General features: G+C 44.1%; 15 protein-coding genes. 2 read left to right on the top strand and 13 right to left on the bottom strand.

Annotation, left to right across the window (positions count from 1 at the left end; all coding sequences use genetic code 11):
- Positions 1–5: 5 nt before the first annotated feature.
- Together AC1DXF_RS01955 and AC1DXF_RS01950 are read right to left on the bottom strand one after the other, a co-directional pair.
- Positions 6–362, bottom strand: a complete 357-nt coding sequence (locus AC1DXF_RS01955; protein ID WP_477445573.1) for a bleomycin resistance protein — start codon at positions 360–362, stop codon at positions 6–8.
- A gap of 19 nt (positions 363–381) precedes the next feature.
- Positions 382–930: an RNA ligase 1 family protein gene (locus tag AC1DXF_RS01950; protein ID WP_477445571.1), complete on the bottom strand. Its 549-nt coding sequence runs from the start codon at positions 928–930 to the stop codon at positions 382–384.
- A gap of 241 nt (positions 931–1,171) precedes the next feature.
- Here AC1DXF_RS01950 and AC1DXF_RS01945 point away from each other — a divergent pair, with 241 nt between their 5' ends.
- Positions 1,172–2,740: a M28 family metallopeptidase gene (locus AC1DXF_RS01945; RefSeq protein ID WP_477445569.1), complete on the top strand. Its 1,569-nt coding sequence runs from the start codon at positions 1,172–1,174 to the stop codon at positions 2,738–2,740.
- A gap of 149 nt (positions 2,741–2,889) precedes the next feature.
- Here AC1DXF_RS01945 and AC1DXF_RS01940 read toward each other — a convergent pair whose 3' ends face one another.
- The 7 genes from AC1DXF_RS01940 to AC1DXF_RS01910 form a co-directional block, all read right to left on the bottom strand.
- The gene (locus tag AC1DXF_RS01940; RefSeq protein ID WP_477445567.1) at positions 2,890–3,129 is read right to left on the bottom strand and encodes a hypothetical protein; all 240 of its coding nucleotides are present in this window, start codon (positions 3,127–3,129) and stop codon (positions 2,890–2,892) included.
- Between the two features lie 1,448 nt (positions 3,130–4,577).
- Positions 4,578–4,817: a hypothetical protein gene (locus AC1DXF_RS01935; RefSeq protein WP_477445565.1), complete on the bottom strand. Its 240-nt coding sequence runs from the start codon at positions 4,815–4,817 to the stop codon at positions 4,578–4,580.
- A 36-nt stretch (positions 4,818–4,853) separates the two neighbouring features.
- The gene (locus AC1DXF_RS01930) at positions 4,854–5,153 is read right to left on the bottom strand and encodes a hypothetical protein (protein ID WP_477445563.1); all 300 of its coding nucleotides are present in this window, start codon (positions 5,151–5,153) and stop codon (positions 4,854–4,856) included.
- A 77-nt stretch (positions 5,154–5,230) separates the two neighbouring features.
- Complete coding sequence (locus AC1DXF_RS01925; protein ID WP_477445561.1) at positions 5,231–5,593, bottom strand: hypothetical protein; 363 nt, start codon at positions 5,591–5,593, stop codon at positions 5,231–5,233.
- Positions 5,594–5,655: 62 nt separating this feature from the next.
- Positions 5,656–8,802, bottom strand: a complete 3,147-nt coding sequence (locus tag AC1DXF_RS01920; RefSeq protein ID WP_477445559.1) for a DEAD/DEAH box helicase — start codon at positions 8,800–8,802, stop codon at positions 5,656–5,658.
- A gap of 1 nt (position 8,803) precedes the next feature.
- On the bottom strand, positions 8,804–9,187 hold the full coding sequence (locus AC1DXF_RS01915; RefSeq protein WP_477445557.1) for a (deoxy)nucleoside triphosphate pyrophosphohydrolase: 384 nt from the start codon (positions 9,185–9,187) through the stop codon (positions 8,804–8,806).
- A gap of 58 nt (positions 9,188–9,245) precedes the next feature.
- Positions 9,246–11,069, bottom strand: coding sequence for an AAA family ATPase (locus tag AC1DXF_RS01910; RefSeq protein WP_477445555.1), 1,824 nt, complete (start codon positions 11,067–11,069; stop codon positions 9,246–9,248).
- A gap of 370 nt (positions 11,070–11,439) precedes the next feature.
- Between AC1DXF_RS01910 and AC1DXF_RS01905 the strand changes: the two genes are divergently transcribed.
- Positions 11,440–11,913 (top strand): hypothetical protein, encoded by a 474-nt coding sequence (locus AC1DXF_RS01905; protein WP_477445553.1) that lies wholly within the window; start codon positions 11,440–11,442, stop codon positions 11,911–11,913.
- On the opposite strand, the gene AC1DXF_RS01900 is transcribed toward AC1DXF_RS01905, so the two are convergent.
- The 4 genes from AC1DXF_RS01900 to recQ form a co-directional block, all read right to left on the bottom strand.
- The gene (locus AC1DXF_RS01900) at positions 11,903–12,061 is read right to left on the bottom strand and encodes a hypothetical protein (RefSeq protein ID WP_477445551.1); all 159 of its coding nucleotides are present in this window, start codon (positions 12,059–12,061) and stop codon (positions 11,903–11,905) included. The two genes, AC1DXF_RS01905 and AC1DXF_RS01900, sit on opposite strands and share 11 nt — an antisense overlap.
- Positions 12,062–12,376: 315 nt before the next feature.
- Positions 12,377–13,885, bottom strand: a complete 1,509-nt coding sequence (locus AC1DXF_RS01895) for a UDP-N-acetylmuramoyl-tripeptide--D-alanyl-D-alanine ligase (protein ID WP_477445549.1) — start codon at positions 13,883–13,885, stop codon at positions 12,377–12,379.
- Positions 13,886–14,577: 692 nt separating this feature from the next.
- Positions 14,578–14,835, bottom strand: coding sequence for a hypothetical protein (locus AC1DXF_RS01890; RefSeq protein WP_477445547.1), 258 nt, complete (start codon positions 14,833–14,835; stop codon positions 14,578–14,580).
- A 90-nt stretch (positions 14,836–14,925) separates the two neighbouring features.
- Positions 14,926–17,100 (bottom strand): DNA helicase RecQ, encoded by a 2,175-nt coding sequence (gene recQ / locus AC1DXF_RS01885; protein ID WP_477445545.1) that lies wholly within the window; start codon positions 17,098–17,100, stop codon positions 14,926–14,928.
- Positions 17,101–17,264 lie beyond the last annotated feature (164 nt).

Here is a 17,264-nt window from a genome sequence, read left to right as displayed (position 1 = left end):
GCTAATTACGCTTCGCCCGAGGTATCTTCTCCAAAGTGGATGATATTGCCATTATTATCCAATATGCTGAACTGCCGCCTTTTCCAGGGCATGTTTTTAAGTTTGCCGTTGGGATGTACCACTCCCTTGGGTGTGTATTCGGCATATAGCTTGTCAACCTCAGTTACATTGATATAGCAGCCGGTGTTTTTAGGAATTTCGGGATCATCAGTAGGCCAAAGGTGGATGGTAATATCATCGCGGCTAAGAATAACATATCCGTCCCAATTAGCGCCCAGTGTGAAACCCAGTTTTTCGGTATAAAATTGAATGGTTTCCGCGGCATTAAGTGAGGCTAATATGGGTATGGCTTTTTGTAACATGGTAATGGTTGTTATTAGTTCATCGTTTTATACCAAAATCTGATTTGCGTATCTTACACATCCTTCCGGTACCGTCATTTGCATGAAAAACAATTCCTTCGATATTAGTTTCCAGTAACATCGACCGGATTTCTTCAAAGGAGACATTCACTGCTATCTCATTTTTACCATGTGGAATTAACAAATGATCTTCAAGTTTTTCTGGATTACCCTGGATTTTTGGCCCACACAATTCATAGGTGCCATCGGTTTTTTCTTCAAGCTTATCAAATGCTTCAAGATGATATCGGTCAGACGGATCATCAATGCTGCATTTTACCCAATGCGGATGATGTCCGGTTATTTCATCGGGCTCCTGGCAGGCAATTGCATTTGCCGGTATGTCCCGCCCTTTTTTTACATCGTAGCGTTTATAAAGCTCCCCGTTTATGATCGCGCAGGCTGTCCCGTCATATTTACGGGTTGCTATGCCGCTATGGATAGCCCATTCATTTTCGGGATTAATCTCATTAATAACCCTACCTAAATTATTAGGGTCTTTTTTATATAAGGTGGAAATTTTCTTCACAGGTGTAAGTTTTAGTATTTATTTAAACAGGGAATTAGGTGTGCTATATCAATAGCAATAATTGATTTAGCGGCGCGTGAGCGGCTGCGAGAGAAAAGAGATAGCGATTGATTTAAAATCGTTCATGAATCAAATATACAGCAAAAGTTTATATATGTAACAACTTTGTTAAAGCACATTTTCGGTTTTGTGTAGATTAATAAATAGGTTTGTTATTAACTGATCTTATTAATTATTAACTATGAAAGTAAAACTACTTTTTTCATGCCTGCTCGCTACAGGCTTAAGTGCCCAGCTATCTGCACAGGAGGCCGTTGACCCTGCGATGGTTCAAAAAATTCGCGAGGAAGGCCTTAACCATTCTAAAGTAATGGAAACGGCCTTTTACTTAACAGATGTGTCTGGCCCGCGCCTGTCGGGTTCGCCGGGTTTAAAAAGGGCCCAGAACTGGGCTGTTGAACAACTGAAAGCCTGGGGCATAGCCAACGCCAAATTAGAATCATGGGGTAAATTTGGTAAAGGCTGGGAAGTTCAAAAAAACTATGCCGCCATTACAGTTCCCTATTATCATGCAATTATAGCTATCCCCAAGGCCTGGACACCCGGCACCGGCGGATTAATTAAAGGCGACATAATGGTTATAAAGGTAGATTCGGCTGCCGACCTGGAGAAATATAAAGGCAAGCTGGCTGGTAAAATTGTGATGTTTGATACCAAACCACTTACCGAACGTACATTTAAATCAGATGCGGCCCGTTATACCGATGACGAGCTTGATAAAATGGGAAAAGCCACCATGGAGCCTGCCCGCCAGCGTGCGGCATTTGATCCAAATTCGCCACAGTTTGCTGCCATGCGTAAACAGCGGGCGTTCAGGGCTTCATTAGGGATGTTTTTACAAGCCGAAAAGGTTGCCCTGGTGTTAAGTCAGGGCCGTGGTACCGATGGTACCGTGTTTACCACCAACGGCGCTTCATACGCCGATACAGCAAAAGCCGTAGCCCCCGAACTGGAAACCAGCAGCGAAGATTACCAGCGGATACTGCGCCTGGTTAATGCAGGCAAACTGGTTCAGTTAGAGGCGGATATTAAAACCCAGTTTTTTACCGATGACCTGCAGGGTTACGATGTAGTTGGCGAAATACCAGGTACCGACAAAAAGTTAAAAGACCAGGTAGTAATGATAGGTGGCCACCTTGATTCATGGCATGCGGGTACCGGCGCTACAGACAATGCCGCCGGCAGCGCCGTAATGCTGGAAGCCATGCGGATACTAAAAGCCATTGGCTTTAAACCAAAACGCACCATCCGCATAGCCTTGTGGAGTTCGGAGGAGCAGGGGTTATTTGGCTCGCGGGGTTATGTGCTAAACCACTTTGGCGATGCTAAAACCATGGAACTGAAGCCAGAGCAGGCCAAACTATCGGCCTACTACAACCTTGATAACGGCACAGGTAAAATACGCGGTATTTACCTACAGGGCGATTCGGCCGCCGGGCCCATATTTAAAGCGTACCTGGAGCCGTTTAAAGACCTGGGCGCCACTACGGTTACCGTAAGCAATACGGGCGGTACCGATCACCAGTCATTTGATGCTGTTGGCATTCCTGGCTTCCAGTTTATACAGGATACTATTGACTATGGCTCGCGTACCCACCACAGCAACCAGGATACTTACGACCGCCTGATTGAGGACGACTTGAAACAAGCCGCTACCATTATAGCATCGTTTGTGTACAACACCAGCCAGCGCCAGGAAATGATACCACGCAAAGAACTACCTAAGCCGCAACCCGCAAGAGGGTTTTAGCAGGCAGATATTTTAAAGCACCCCGCCCGTACAGGTATTTTGGGCATGGGGCGCCACAATATGTAAAGCAGGCCCGGCAGCGAGAAAATTGCTGCCGGGCCTGCTTTTTTTTCATGCACCTGCCAGGTACTGTATAACCTGGCGAAGGGTTAACTCAGGTTGGTTACCTTTTCTACAACTGTATCTTTCAGGTCGGTAATGGTTTTGGCGCCTGCGGGTACCTTTTCTTTAACGGTTCGCCAGCTTTTATCCAGGTTGTCGGTTATTTTGCCACGCAGATCAGCGGTGTCATCGGCAAGCAGCAGGTAGGCAATGGCGCCCGCGGCGGCAACCCCAATAAATACGGGGACCAACACGTTGGTTTTTTGGGTTTTGAATGGGTTTTTCATAGCATTTTATCCGGTATGGTGTACTGTTGGCAACAATACGCAGCTATGAAAGTTTTATCTTTTTTAATTTATAAGCAAAACGTTTTTCCGGATTTTTACAGGCCGGGTATAAAAGGGAGTAATTGTTTTGTTGGCTAATTAACCCAAACGATAGCCGACAGCACTGGAAATTAAAAAACAACCCGGTTAAAATTCCGTCCGTCCGCAAAGGTATGCCGCTACCCAAACGGACAAACCCGGACACATTCGTACCCTCGGGTTTCCTCAATGTTATTAAGTTAAGGTCGATTTTCGTCTCCTCGGGGTCTCCTTGAAAAGGGACCCCGAGGGTGTTGTAAAACGATGGCATTTAGGTTTCCGATGAGCCACGAACCCTCAGGTTCCTCTACGAGAGAAGCTGAGGATACGGCAATTATATTACCACCATCAATTTACCGGCATTGGCAATATGATCGCTCCCCGCAACCCCGTTTTTTATGCACCATCGGTGCTACCCGTTTGTAGCAACAACATACCCCACGTTTTTTGCCCCGTAGCGGGCTACCCTTCCAACATGCGGGTAACCTGCAGGGCGGCGCGGGTAGCACCTACGGCGCACAAATCTTTTTTTGTTATCGGGGGCTACAAACGGGTAGCACCTACGGCGCAGGCTGCGAATGGAAGGGCATAACACTTGGCCAACGTTGCCCGACAGCCCCAACAAGGGCCGATTTAATATCGAACACCGAATATCCAATATCGAATAATGTAGGAAAAACTTCGGTGTTGGATATTCGAAATTCAGTGTTCGATATTATTTTTCAATCTGTCTCCTCGGGGTCTCCTTGAAAAGGGACCCCGAGGGTGTTGTAAAACGATGGCATTAGGTTTCCGACGAGCCACGACCCTCAGATTCCTCGACGAGAGAAGCTGAAGATACGGCAATTATATTACCACCATCAATTTACCGGCATTGGCAATATGATCGCTCCCCGCAACCCCGTTTTTTATGCACCATCGGTGCTACCCGTTTGTAGCAACAACATACCCCACGTTTTTTGCCCCGTAGCGGGCTACCCTTCCAACATGCGGGCAACCTGCAGGGCGGCGCGGGTAGCACCTACGGCGCACAAATCATTTTTGTTATGGGGGCTACAAACGGGTAGCGCCTACGGCGCAGGCTGCAAACGAAGGGCATAACGTTTGACCAACGGTGCCCGACCGCCCCAACAAGGGCCGATTTAATATCGAACACCGAATATCCAATTTCGAATAATGAAGGAAAAACTTCGGTGTCGGATATTCGAAATTCAGTATTCAATATTATTTTTCAATCTGTCCCCTCGGGGTCTCCTTGAAAAGGGACCTTGAGGGTGTTGTAAAACGATGGCATTTAGGTTTCCGATGAGCTACGGACCTCAGGTTCCTCTACGAGAGAAGCTGAAGATACGGCAATTATATCACCACCATCAATTTACAGGTATCGGCAATATGATCGCCCCGCAACCCCGTTTTTTATGCACCATCGGTGCTACCCGTTTGTAGCAACAACGTACCCCCACGTTTTTTGCCCCGTAGCGGGCTACCCTTTCCGACATGCGGGCAACCTGCAGGGCGGCGCGGGTAGCACCTACGGCGCACAAATCTTTTTCTGTTATCGGGGCTACAAACGGGTAGCGCCTATGGCGCAGGCTGCGAATGAGGGGCATAACATTTGACCAACGGCGCCCGACCGCCCAACAACCTTACCCCAGCAAAGCCATAAAACCGGCCAGCGAGATAGGCATATCCGGCGACCGGCTGGTGCAGGCCACATTTTCGAACTCGTGCCAGGTGGGGTCAATGGTGGTATCGAACGTTGGGGGGCGCAAATCGGGTAGGTGCCAGTGGTGGTGGTAAAACCAGGTTTGGTCAATCAGTTTAGATTGGATGAGGGTGGCGAGTTCCTGAACCCCCACATTGCCCGGGTTGGCAAACACTACCGAACCATATTTTTTATAGTTGCCGCCATCGCGGTACAGGTAGTTAAATTGGATGTTGGCCATGCGGCAATTTAGGCCGATGACTTGGATTGGGCAATCGGAAATAAGTGAACTTAGGGAAATTATAGATCCGAGAAAAGTTATAGGTCAATTGGTCCCATATAAACCATTTTACCAGTTAAATACAAAAGATAACATCCGTTAATGCGCTTAACTTTCCCCGTTGCACAAGCTTCATGGCCGATCATGAAAGAGTAATCCATGCCCTTTCTTTTGAGGGTGTTATCAACTACAACAATAAATTTTTTTGAATTAGCGGCTCCTAAATAAAAGAGGTGTCTTTTTAAACTAAAAGAGGTTACCTTAAATACAGTATCGCAAACAGTGATGGTTTGGTTTACATGATTTAATGCATCTTTAGCGACATACTTAATTTGTGCCTTAACGTTTTGACACAAAAACAATAAAATAATGGTCGAGAACCGTAGGATAGCTATTTTCATAATTAAAACTATTGCCTTTTTTAAGTCCTAAAAAACATCGTAATTAACACCCACCGCTTAATCTACCCAATCGCCAGCTTCCCGCTTTCTTTCCAAATATAGGCTGGCATAGGCTCGTGCAATTGCCATTCAATGTTCATGGGTTTGGCGCCGCTCGATTTGATGTAGGCGGCTTCACCTAAGAAAACGTAGGGCATTGTAAAACCAAATTCATCGTCGTTTTGCTCCCGCACAAATAGCAAAATTCTTTTCTGCTGCGCATTGTGGTTGATGTACGATAAACCCTTGGCCGATTCGGGTGTGGTTGCATTTTGCGATTGCCAATGAAACAGCGTTTCGTTGATGGCATAATCATCATACAGGGTAGATGGCGAATATTCTTTCTCCGACTTTTTAAGGGTGACAAACAGCGATTCGATATTCAACTCTTTATTGGCTGCAACACCCTCCCTATTTGATGATGCTTTATCAAACTGATGCAAGCCCGTTGCTACCAATATCTCGCTTCGGTTGTACCTGCTATGCACTTTAAGCGGCAACGGAAAATTCAGGTCGATATCTTTTTCAATAAAGTCGACTTTTGAGATCAAGTAATTAATCACCTCTAATAGCTCTGATACCAACACCGGGTTTTTGGCAATCTGGTTAACGCTTTCCGCTAATGAATTAAAACCCAATTGCGGACCGGCCTTTTGCCAAACATCGTAATGGAACATTAACAACATTAAATCCTGCTCTGGCGATAAATGGCTTACGTTAAATCCACTTTCAATTAATTCGCGCAGAAACTTGAGGTAGCTAATGGAGTTGCACCTCAACAAGCGTTTAATGCAGCCCGTAATTTCGGTTTCATTCGGTTCGATGAAATTTGGCAATACACCTGCCTCTACACAGAGCCGTTTCCAGTTATCTTTTTTGTAAATGAGTTGTAACTCGATGTGTTGAAACTCAATGAAGTTTTTTAGCGAAAGCGATAGTGTGGATTGATGTTTAAAGTTTTGAATCTTGATAATCAATTGCCGGCGGTTAAATCCGATGGCAGCCCTGATATTCTTTAGGATTACTTCTTTGGCTTTTTTCTCCAATACAATGGAGCAGCCCAAAGGTAAATGCGGAAATTCATCTTCAATCTCCTTGATTATCGACGTTTGGGTTTTACCAACCAAGGCCCTGAATTTATGCTCAAAGTCGTACTCTGGCCGGGCGTTGCCTACAAAGTCTAAAACGGTTAAACAATCTTTATTGTTGGCAAGGCGTAAGCCACGGCCTAACTGTTGCAGAAATATAGTTAAACTTTCGGTTGGCCGTAAAAACAATACGGTGTCGATTTCGGGAATATCGACGCCCTCGTTAAAAATATCGCGTACAAAAAGGTAGTTGATCTCTTTATTCCGGAGCCGCTCCCTAATGGTTTCCCTGTTTGCCGAGTTTTCGCTTGTCAGGTAATCCGCTTTAAGTCCCTCCATGTTAAACTTCTCGGCCATATAGCGCGCATGTTCCATGCTTACGCAAAAGCCCAAGGCCCTTACATCGTGCACGTCGGTAAGGTATTTATCACAGTTGGCCAAAATGTCGCCCACCCTGCGGTCGCTTTCGGTATAAAGTTTGGTTAGCTCATTAATTTCATACCGTCCATTTTTCCAAGAGAGTTTTGACAGGTCAACAGTATCCGACAATGCAAAATATTGAAATGGCGATAACAGTTTCCTGTTGAGTGCCTCGGGCAATCGTATTTCGGCAGCAATTACGCCGCAAAAATCTTTCAAAATATCTTCCCCGTCGCCACGTTCGGGCGTGGCCGTTAGCCCCAATAAAACCTGCGGTTCAAACTGCGCCAAAATGGGGCGATAGCTTGATGCCGCTATGTGATGTACCTCGTCAATGATAATAAAATCATAAAAGCCGGGTGATAGCGCCAGTTTACTGATCTGGTTGGCCAGGGTTTGTACCGATGCAAATACAAACTCATAATTGCTTGGCTCTTGCCCATCCACCCATAACTCGCCAAAGTTGGCATTTTTTAATATGTGCTGAAATGTGTTTTGGGCTTGCTCCAAAATCTCTTTACGATGTGCTACAAATAACAGCCTTGCCCTTGGATTATTGTTTTTAAAGTTGCGATAATCAAAAGCCGATATTACCGTTTTACCCGTACCTGTAGCCGCTACCACTAAGTTTTTATAACGGTTGTGTACAATCCGTTCCGATTGTAATTTCTCTAAAATCTCGTCCTGATAAGGAAAAGGTTTTAAATCAAAAAAGCTGGTGATGCTTTGTTTATCGTACGATTTTTGTTGTTTTAGCGCAGCGCTTAATTTCTGTTTGTCCCGGCCAAACCCATATGGCTCAAAATCCTTATCAACCCAGTAGGTTTCAAACGTCTTTTTAAACTTATCAATAATGTGGTTAATCTCTTTGGAGGTCACTTTCAAATTCCACTCTAAGCCATTGGTTAAGGCCGAACGAGAAATGTTGGATGAACCAATATAGCCAGTAGTAAAGCCCGTATTTCTGACAAATAAATACGCTTTGGCATGCAACCGTTCATGGTCCGAATTATAGGATACCTTAATCTCGGTGTTTTTTAGGTTTGATAAAAACTCAATCGCTTTTACATCGGTAGCACCCATATAGGATGTGGTGATAATGCGCAACTTTTTACCGCTATTGGTAAACTCTTCCAATTCCTCCTTAAATATGCGGATGCCCGAATATTTGATAAAAGATACCAGCCAGCAAATTTCGTCCGACGAAAGAATCTCTTTTTTAATCTCACTTTCTAAGGAAATACCTACGTTATTGCCCGTAAATAATTCGCTTTGGCTTAGCCGTGTGTAAGGTGTAATTTCCTTTATCCTGTTATTAAAATCGGCAAAAGGCGAATCGAGTTTAGAGAAAACCGCATCCAATATTTTGCCCTCGTTATCAATCAAGTTATCAGAAAGGCTAACACCGGGCAATTCTGTTATTAATAGCTGGATGATTTTATTGGAGAGTTCAATTTGTTTGAGCGTTTTATGCTCGTCCTTAATTTCATTTAAGGCGAATTTAATGGTCTCGGATAAATACAAACTTAAATACCTTGCCGCTTCTTCTTTATCCAGTTGGGTACTTTTAACAAAAAAGGCTTCGTTACTCAACAGGTTTAGCTTGTTGGCAATCAGTTTATTAATCAATTGCTCGTATAAGCCTAATTCAACTGCTGGCATTTTAAAGGTTTAAGTAATATTTTACAATGGGCACATCGGCATCGGCCCAATCCAAAGCTAATAATTCATTTTTATGCAGCCACCTATATTGCGCATGTTCTTTTAATAATATTTCGCCACTGGTATGCTCGCAAATAAAAGGGATCAATTCGATGGTTATTTTAGGGTAGGTATGTGTGTTGGATGGCAAGGCTTTTATAATGCTGATTTCAATATTTAATTCTTCCCTAATTTCTCTAATCAAGCAATCTTCGGCAGTTTCTCCCAATTCAATTTTACCGCCCGGGAACTCCCATTTTAAAGGCAGGCTCATTGCTTGGCTGCGTTGGGCGGCCAAGATTTGGTTTTGGTGGTTGATTATGAGGGCGCATGTTACTTGGAGCACAATTTCCGGGTTTTATATATAACGGGACGGTATTGGGGCAGATGGCATATTATTATCATTAAACATTATGTTTTTCAATGAATTGATATATGCGAGTTACTAACTCTTTAGCGTCGACGGTTAAATCTTCCTCTTTATGAATGAATTTTATCGCAGTTTTAGCAAAATTCAACTTGTCTTTAATTGTTCCGGATTCATCTTCATATTTCTTTTTCGCATTTATTGTATGTGTGTCAATGAATGTACCTATCTTTTTATCCTGGTATACGTTATCATTGGAAAACGTTGATTTAAAGCTAACCTCCTTATTTTGTCTTTCGAATTCAAGAATAGTTTGCTTTAATACGTTCGAAGACAAGGAGTTTTCTATTTCTCGTGATTTTAAACAATAGTATCGGTCACCTAATTTCGCTGCCAATTGTTTTTGCCTAAGTGATTTTGCATTTGGCTTAAGTTCGAAATCAACCCCATCTTTGTCACTTATGAGAAATAGTTTACCACAAAGTCGTTCAACCTCTATATTTGGATGGTTCGAATCGGTGTCTTCTAAGAAGGACCAGTGTGTGATGTTATTCCCCCCATATTCTACAAATGAATAATGAAGGTCTTCTTTATATTTTATTTTTTGTGCTGATTGATACGCTTCCAAATACTTTCTTATATATATCCTATCCGTAATTCCTTCAACCCAAATAGTGCAGTTAGATAAAAATACCGATGAGTTTCTGACGCCTATGCTTTCTAAAATATTTGAATTTTTGTTTTCAACATTCTCGATTGTAAAAATAGGATTGTTGGTCTCTGTGTATCCTTTTTTAAAAGTGTAAACTGAGATATTCTCTTTATCCAACGTTAAGTCCAATAAATGATTCGAGTGCGTGGTTATAAAGTACTGATAATCTTTAAAGTGCAATAAAGTCTCAACAAAAATGCGTTGAAAACCGGGATGTAAATACTGTTCAGGTTCCTCTATGAAAAAATTAATTTTTTCACCTTGCCTAAAAAATAACGGATAGGTAAGAATTATCAGCGATTGAATTCCGTCTCCTAATTCGTAAATGGGATGTTCTTCGTGCGCACCTATTCTGAAATATACTACGTCTTGCCCAATCCTCGGAATAATATTGATTTCTTCATTGTTGAAAAAAGAAGTCTTTAGAAAATTTTCAAAACGTTTTACTTTTTCTCTGTCCTCTTTTGTGCCAAGAAGCAGTTTTTTAGTGTCTTCGTATAAGCTTAACCCAGTGTAAATTTTGTCTTTTATGTCGCCATCTAATCCCTTATTAGAAAAGTAATCCCTAATGGTACAGTTTAAATAAATATCTTCTTGTTTCTGTGTTCCACTAATGTTTCTTAAACCCCGTAGTGTTGGAATGTAGATGTTTTTGAGTTTAAAGTCATGGCGTTTATAAAGTGAATCAAACTTTTCAATGTAGGTATTACCAATAATAATTAATTGGGCAGATAATACTTCATGATTGTAGCCGACTACTGATATAATGTTATTTCTGTAATTTACTATTTGAGAAAAATAGGATTTAATTTTATCTTCTAAATTTAGGCTTAAGTCGAGATATTCAATTTCTTTTAGGTCCTGCAAAAAATGCTTGGTGTCCTCATCAGAGAGTTTGCCTATTTCAAAGAATTCGGTAAGTGCTTCTTTAAAGCTTTTGATAAGTTCATTGTAGGCGTTTAAATTAAACAACGAAGATTTGTAACGAATATCATGATAGGAAAAGAAAGTTCTTAAAAATCTGCTTTTGCCTGAATTATTTGCTCCAATTAGAATGTTTATTTTCGAAAAGCCAGCAAGTTCGTTGTCGTTGTAAACAGTTGTGTAATGATTTAGTCTGTCTTTACCTAAAAGAATTGCTTCGATCATATCTTTGATGAATATTAGAATTTAAAGTTATTATATTCTTAGACATTAGTCGTTCAAAATAATCTAATACCCTTATTATTAATCTTACAATTTAGGTAAATATTAATAGGTTGAAATGTGTATTGCTGGTTAGCCGGAAACCCCTTAAAGCCTTCTCAATTTCCCCAATCACCCTATAATATTCTTCACTTAGTTCGGGGATATTACGCTTTCCACCTGGTTGTTTAATGAGGTTAATGCGCTGTACAAAGCATCTTTTATAATTTGTTGGTTCATATTATGGTTGTTGATACGCGAGTATAATTATTTTTGATGTTTTATAATGGCCGCAACGTACTTTAGCAATAAGCTTTCGGGCAAACCAATTTCAATGAAAACCATATTAACACTTACATTAACGCTTTTTTGCACGTTTGCTTTTTGCCAGAAAAAAGGGAAGGAGATAGCTTTTCCTCCCCCGGTACTGGATATGCACTATCCCGACTTTATAAGCGCCTGCGAGTTGCCGGGTCATAAAAAGGAGTTGGTTTACACCCGCTTTATTTATAGGGGTACAGATGAGTATTGGAGCCTTGTGCCCGATAAAAAATGTAAAGGAGTAAAAGCCGCATTAGAAATACCCGATAGCGTGGAAATGCGACAGGAATTTACAAGTCAATTTAAAAATGTACACGATAACTATTGGAATACCTATCTGCTTGTGGATGTTATTGGCGTGTATGAAGATGGCGACGCCAGGGGGTATGGCCATTTAGGCAGCAATAAAAGTAAATTCACCGTGATGTATTTTATTGACGTACAAACAGTGAAAAAGAAGAATCAAAAAGGCAAAATCAAGCATTAAGACGACGTTCCGCAGCTTTCGCGTTAGGGATTGAAATGGATACCGGCCCGTGAATAAGGCCTTGCAGGCGTATGAATGTAAAGCCCGGCGACGCTTCTACCAGCGGCGAACGCACTTTTAGTATCAAGTAGTAAGTATCAAGTATCAAGATTTTTGGGATGGGGTGTAGGGGGTATATGCGAACATTGGCTGGAACGCTGGCTAAGACTCACCCGGCGAGGCTGCGCCCGCCACCCTCTCTTCGGCTTTGCCGGAAAGAGGGGCTTGAAAATTTATTATTTGTTTTTATTTCTTTAATGTGTTGATATACAGCGTTCAGGCCCCTCTTTCCACCGCAGGTGAAGAGAGGGTGGCGGGCGTAGCCTCGCCGGGTGAGTCTTCGCCGCCATGCGATATACGCTGTTCCCCCTTTGCGAATTCCAGACTTACGAAGTTTTTGAAACTTCGTAAGTCTCAGAAGGCGTTAAAACAACTCCACCAACCGCTCCAAAGCCATGCCGCGCGATCCTTTGATGAGGATGGTGGAATGGGTGATGGGGCTGGCCTTTAACGCTGCAATGGCATCCTCGGCAGTGGCGTAAAATGTGGCTGCTGACTGCTGACTTTGGACTAATGACTGCTGACTTAAAAAATCTTTCCCGATAAAAATGCGTTCGTCAACCGGGGTATCCAGCGCTTTTTGGATCACGGAGGCATGCTCGGCCGCCGACTCGGGGCCCATCTCGAACATGTCGCCCAGGATGAGTACTTTGCGTGGCGCCTGCAGTTTGCCGATGTTTTCGATGGCTACAAACATGCTGCTGGGGTTGGCATTATAGTAATCGCAAATAAGGGTATTGCTTTCCGTTTTCACAATTTGCGACCGGTTGTTTTTGGGCTGATAGCCTTCAATACCGGCGTTTATTTGCGCGGCAGGGATATTAAAATAGCTGCCTATGGCTATGGCCGCCAAAATATTATGCAGGTTGTAGGCGCCGGTGAGTTGGGTTTTTACGGTGTAGCTTTGGCCGGTTTTATTGTTGGTGTACTCCAACGTGAGCAGGGGCGAGTTTTCTACCAGTTCGCCACTCACCAAATCATCAATGGTATTGGTGCCGTAGTACACCACGTTGCCCAGCTTACGGGCGGCAGCCATATCAAGCAATGTTTGGTCGTCGCTATTAATAAAAGTAACGCCACCACGCCTTTCAAAAGCTCCCCCTTCAGGGGGCCGGGGGGCTAAATAATCATACAACTCCCCTTTGCCTTTCTTCACGCCTTCTACCCCGCCAAAGCCTTCCAGGTGCGCTTTGCCTACGTTGGTAATTAAGCCATGCGACGGCTGGGCGATGGTGCAAAGCAGTTCGATTTCTTTTTGGTGATTGGCCCCCATTTCGATAACGGCCACCTGGTGGCTGGCGTCGATGGTTAAAATGCTGAGGGGTACGCCTATATGGTTGTTTAAATTGCCCTGGGTGGCCTGGGTTTTAAAGTGTTGGGACAGTACGGCGTTGATAAGCTCTTTGGTGGTGGTTTTACCGTTGGTGCCCGTAAGGCCGATAACTGGGATGGTTAGTTGGCGGCGGTGATGGCGGGCCAAATCCTGCAAGGCAGTAAGTACATCGGCCACCAGCAAATAATTATCGCCCAGCTGGTACCCGGGATTATCAATTACGGCGTAGGCTGCGCCTGCGGCAATGGCCTGTTGGGCAAAGGTATTGGCATCAAATTTATCGCCTTTAAGGGCAAAAAACAGGCTGCCGGTCGCAATTTTGCGGGTATCGGTGCTGATAACAGGGTGTTGCAGGTATAGCTGGTAAAGTTGCTGGGTAGTAATCATACGTGACGCGTTACGCTTTGGCGTTTGGATAACAAAGTTAAAGGATGGTGCGGACATATTGGCGGGGTGGTGGAAAAATTGTGGGGAGGGGGTATCAACCGGCTTGTCGCTTTTTCTGGTACCGGCCCGTGACATGCCCAGTTTTCCTGTCATCCTGAGGTACGAAGGATCTATCAACTATGCATGACCGATAGAAAAGTTGGCGAATAGATGCTCCGTTTCTACCTATGACATATCCAATTTTCCTGTCATCCTGAGGAACGAAGGATCTATCAGCTGTGCATGACCGATAGAAAAGTTCGCGAATAGATCCTTCACTACGTTCAGGATGACAGTTCTCTTATTGTATGTCATTTCTCCCCCTTCAGAATTTCGCTAAATTTTATCACTACCCATGACATATCCAATTTTCCTGTCATCCTGAGGAACGAAGGATCTGTCAGCTGTGCATGACCGATAGAAAAGTTCGCGAATAGATGCTTCGTTCCTACCTATGATATATCCAATTTTCCTGTCATCCTGAGGAACGAAGGATCTATCAGTTGTGCATGATCGATAGAAAAGTTCGCGAATAGATCCTTCACTACGTTCAGGATGACAGTTCTCTTATTGTATGTCATTTCCCCCTTCAGAATTTCGCGAAATTTTACCACTCAGCATGACATATCCAATTTTCCTGTCATCCTGAGGAACCTTTATTTGCGCACAAATGATCGCGTTGCAAATGACACTTTTTTTTACAATTGATAATCAGTCAGTTACAAATGTGTCAATGGCAGGAACGAAGGATCTGTCAGCTGTGCATGACCGATAGAAAAGTTGGCGAATAGATGCTTCGTTCCTACCTATGATATATCCAATTTTCCTGTCATCCTGAGGAACGAAGGATCTATCAGCTGTGCATGACCGATAGAAAAGTTGGCGAATAGATCCTTCACTACGTTCAGGATGACAGTTCTCTTATTGTATGTCATTTCCCCCTTCAGAATTTCGCTAAATTTTATCACTACCCATGACATATCCAATTTTCCTGTCATCCTGAGGAACGAAGGATCTGTCAGTTGTGCATGATCGATAGAAAAGTTCGCGAATAGATCCTTCACTAGGTTCAGGATGACAGTTCTCTTATTGTATGTCATTTCCCCCTTCAGAATTTCGCGAAATTTTACCACTCAGCATGACAGTCTTTATTTTTATATGTCATTCCCCCTATTCATCCAACTAATCACCGCTTTAATTTCGCCGTAGCTGTAGTTGTCGCCGAGGATTTGTTTGAGGGGCGAGAGCATTTGGGAGCCGTAGCTTTCAACGGCATCTTTAATGGCGGGGATTTTTTGGGCGGGTACCAGGGCTTCTACTTCCAGCTCGCCCGATTGTACAAAAAAGCTGAGGTGGCTTTCGATGGTCATGGGCGAGAGGTTGCGCTCGGCGGCAATTTCGGCAACGGTTTTGCCGGTTTGGTAAAGCCGGAGCGACTCGGTACGGGTATCGTTTGTTTTGCGGGCCTTAATGGGTTGTGCCGGACGGACGGACGCCACCTTGCGCTCCCGCTTGGGCGATTTATAGGCTATTTTTGATTCGAGGCCTTTTTCTTTGGCGTAATCTTTCACGGGCTGCAACAGCTCGCGGCCGTAGCGGGCCAGTTTTACATCGCCGAAGCCCGAGATAAGGCGCAGCTCGTCGAGGCTTTGCGGCAGGTAGGTGGCCATCTCGACAAGGGTAGCATCAGATACAATGATGTAGGCCGGCACGTTTTCATGTTGGGCAATATCGTTACGTACGCGTTTGATGCGGCTTAGCAGTTCGGCTTCGTGCGGTGGCGCCTGTACGTGGGTGTGTGTTTCTTCAACGGTTTCGCTTTCAATAAACTCAACCTTTTGCAGGCCTTTAAGTACGGCGGCGCTTTGGTCGGTCAGTTTTACAATGGGGTATTCGTCGCCGCCCATTTGCAGGTAGCCCATGGTAAGCAGCTCGCGAATGTAGCGCTGCCAGTCGGGCTTGCTGATATCGGCGCCAATGCCGTAGGTTTTAAGGCGTTTATGTTCGTCGCGAATTTTTTCAGATTTCGATCCGCGTAAAAAATCAATCACATAGTTAATGCCGAAACGCTCGTTGAGGCGGGCCACGGCCGAGAGGGCTTTTTGGGCTATCAGCGTACCGTCAAAGCGTTTAAATTCGGTAAGGCAAACATCGCAGGAGCCGCAATTGGGCGGGAAAGCCTCATCAAAATAGTTCATCAAATACTGGCGGCGGCAGCTTTGCAGCTGGCAGTAGCGCACCATATCGTTCAGCTTGTTGAGCATAATGCGGCTTTGGGCCTCGTTGCCCTCTATCCTTGCAAAATGCTGCAGCTTACCCGCATCGCCCGGCGAATACAGTAGCAAGGCCTCGGATGCCAGCCCGTCGCGCCCGGCACGGCCGGTTTCCTGGTAATAGCCCTCGATGTTTTTAGGCAGATCGATATGCACTACGTAGCGCACGTTTGATTTATTGATGCCCATGCCAAAGGCGATGGTGGCTACAATGATCTTCACTTCATCGCGCAAAAAAGCTTCCTGGTTACGCACTTTGGTTTCGTTGCTGAGGCCGGCGTTGTAGGCTTCGGCAGAAAAGCCGGCGGCTTTCAGGTCGTCGGCCAGGTCTTCAGTAGATTTACGGGAGAGGCAGTAGATAATGCCTGATTCATCCTTCCGCTCATTTAAAAAGTTAACCAGCTGCTGAAAGCTGTTTTTTTTGGGGATAACCCGGTAGGTAATATTTTCGCGGTTAAATGATGATACAAATACTTTGGGCTTGTTAAGATTGAGTTTCTCGAGGATATCCTTTTGTGTAAGCTTATCGGCAGTGGCGGTAAGCGCAATAACCGGCACATTCGGGAACTCGGTTTTCAGTTGGGCCAGCATCAAATACTCGGGGCGGAAATCGTGCCCCCATGACGAGATGCAGTGGGCTTCGTCGATGGCTATTTGTACTACATTCAGTGTTTTTAAAAAGGGAACCAGTTTGTTCTCGGCGCCAAACAAACGCTCGGGCGCAAGGTATAGCAGGCGGATCTGGTTGTTCCTTAATTTTTCTACCAGTTGGCGCTGCTCATCGGGGTTTTGGGCCGAGTTAAGGAACGCTGCAGGGATACCACTTACATTCAGGCTATCTACCTGGTCTTTCATCAAGGCTATGAGCGGCGAGATAACAATGGTTAAGCCGTTAAGCAATACCGCGGGCAACTGGTAACATAATGATTTGCCGCCGCCGGTTGGCATCAGCGCCATTACATCCTGCCCGTTTAATATATGCTGGATAATGGCTTCCTGCTGGTGCCTGAAAGCGCTATAACCAAAATATTTTTGCAGAGCCTCTTGCGGATTCATGGTAGATGTGCAGATTACAGATTTCAGATGTGCAGATTGATTTGCTTTTTCAGGGGCAAATTACAAATTATCAGGGAGATTGCTAATATTTTTAGATTTTTTGTAGGTGGGGAGTTGTCTGAACCTGGATTAAGCGGATTTTTCGGATTATTGGATTTTGATTT

This window comes from Mucilaginibacter sp. P2_A5, assembly GCF_056404995.1.
Note: the sequence above shows the minus strand (reverse complement) of the source record. Positions and strands in the feature narration are given on the sequence as shown.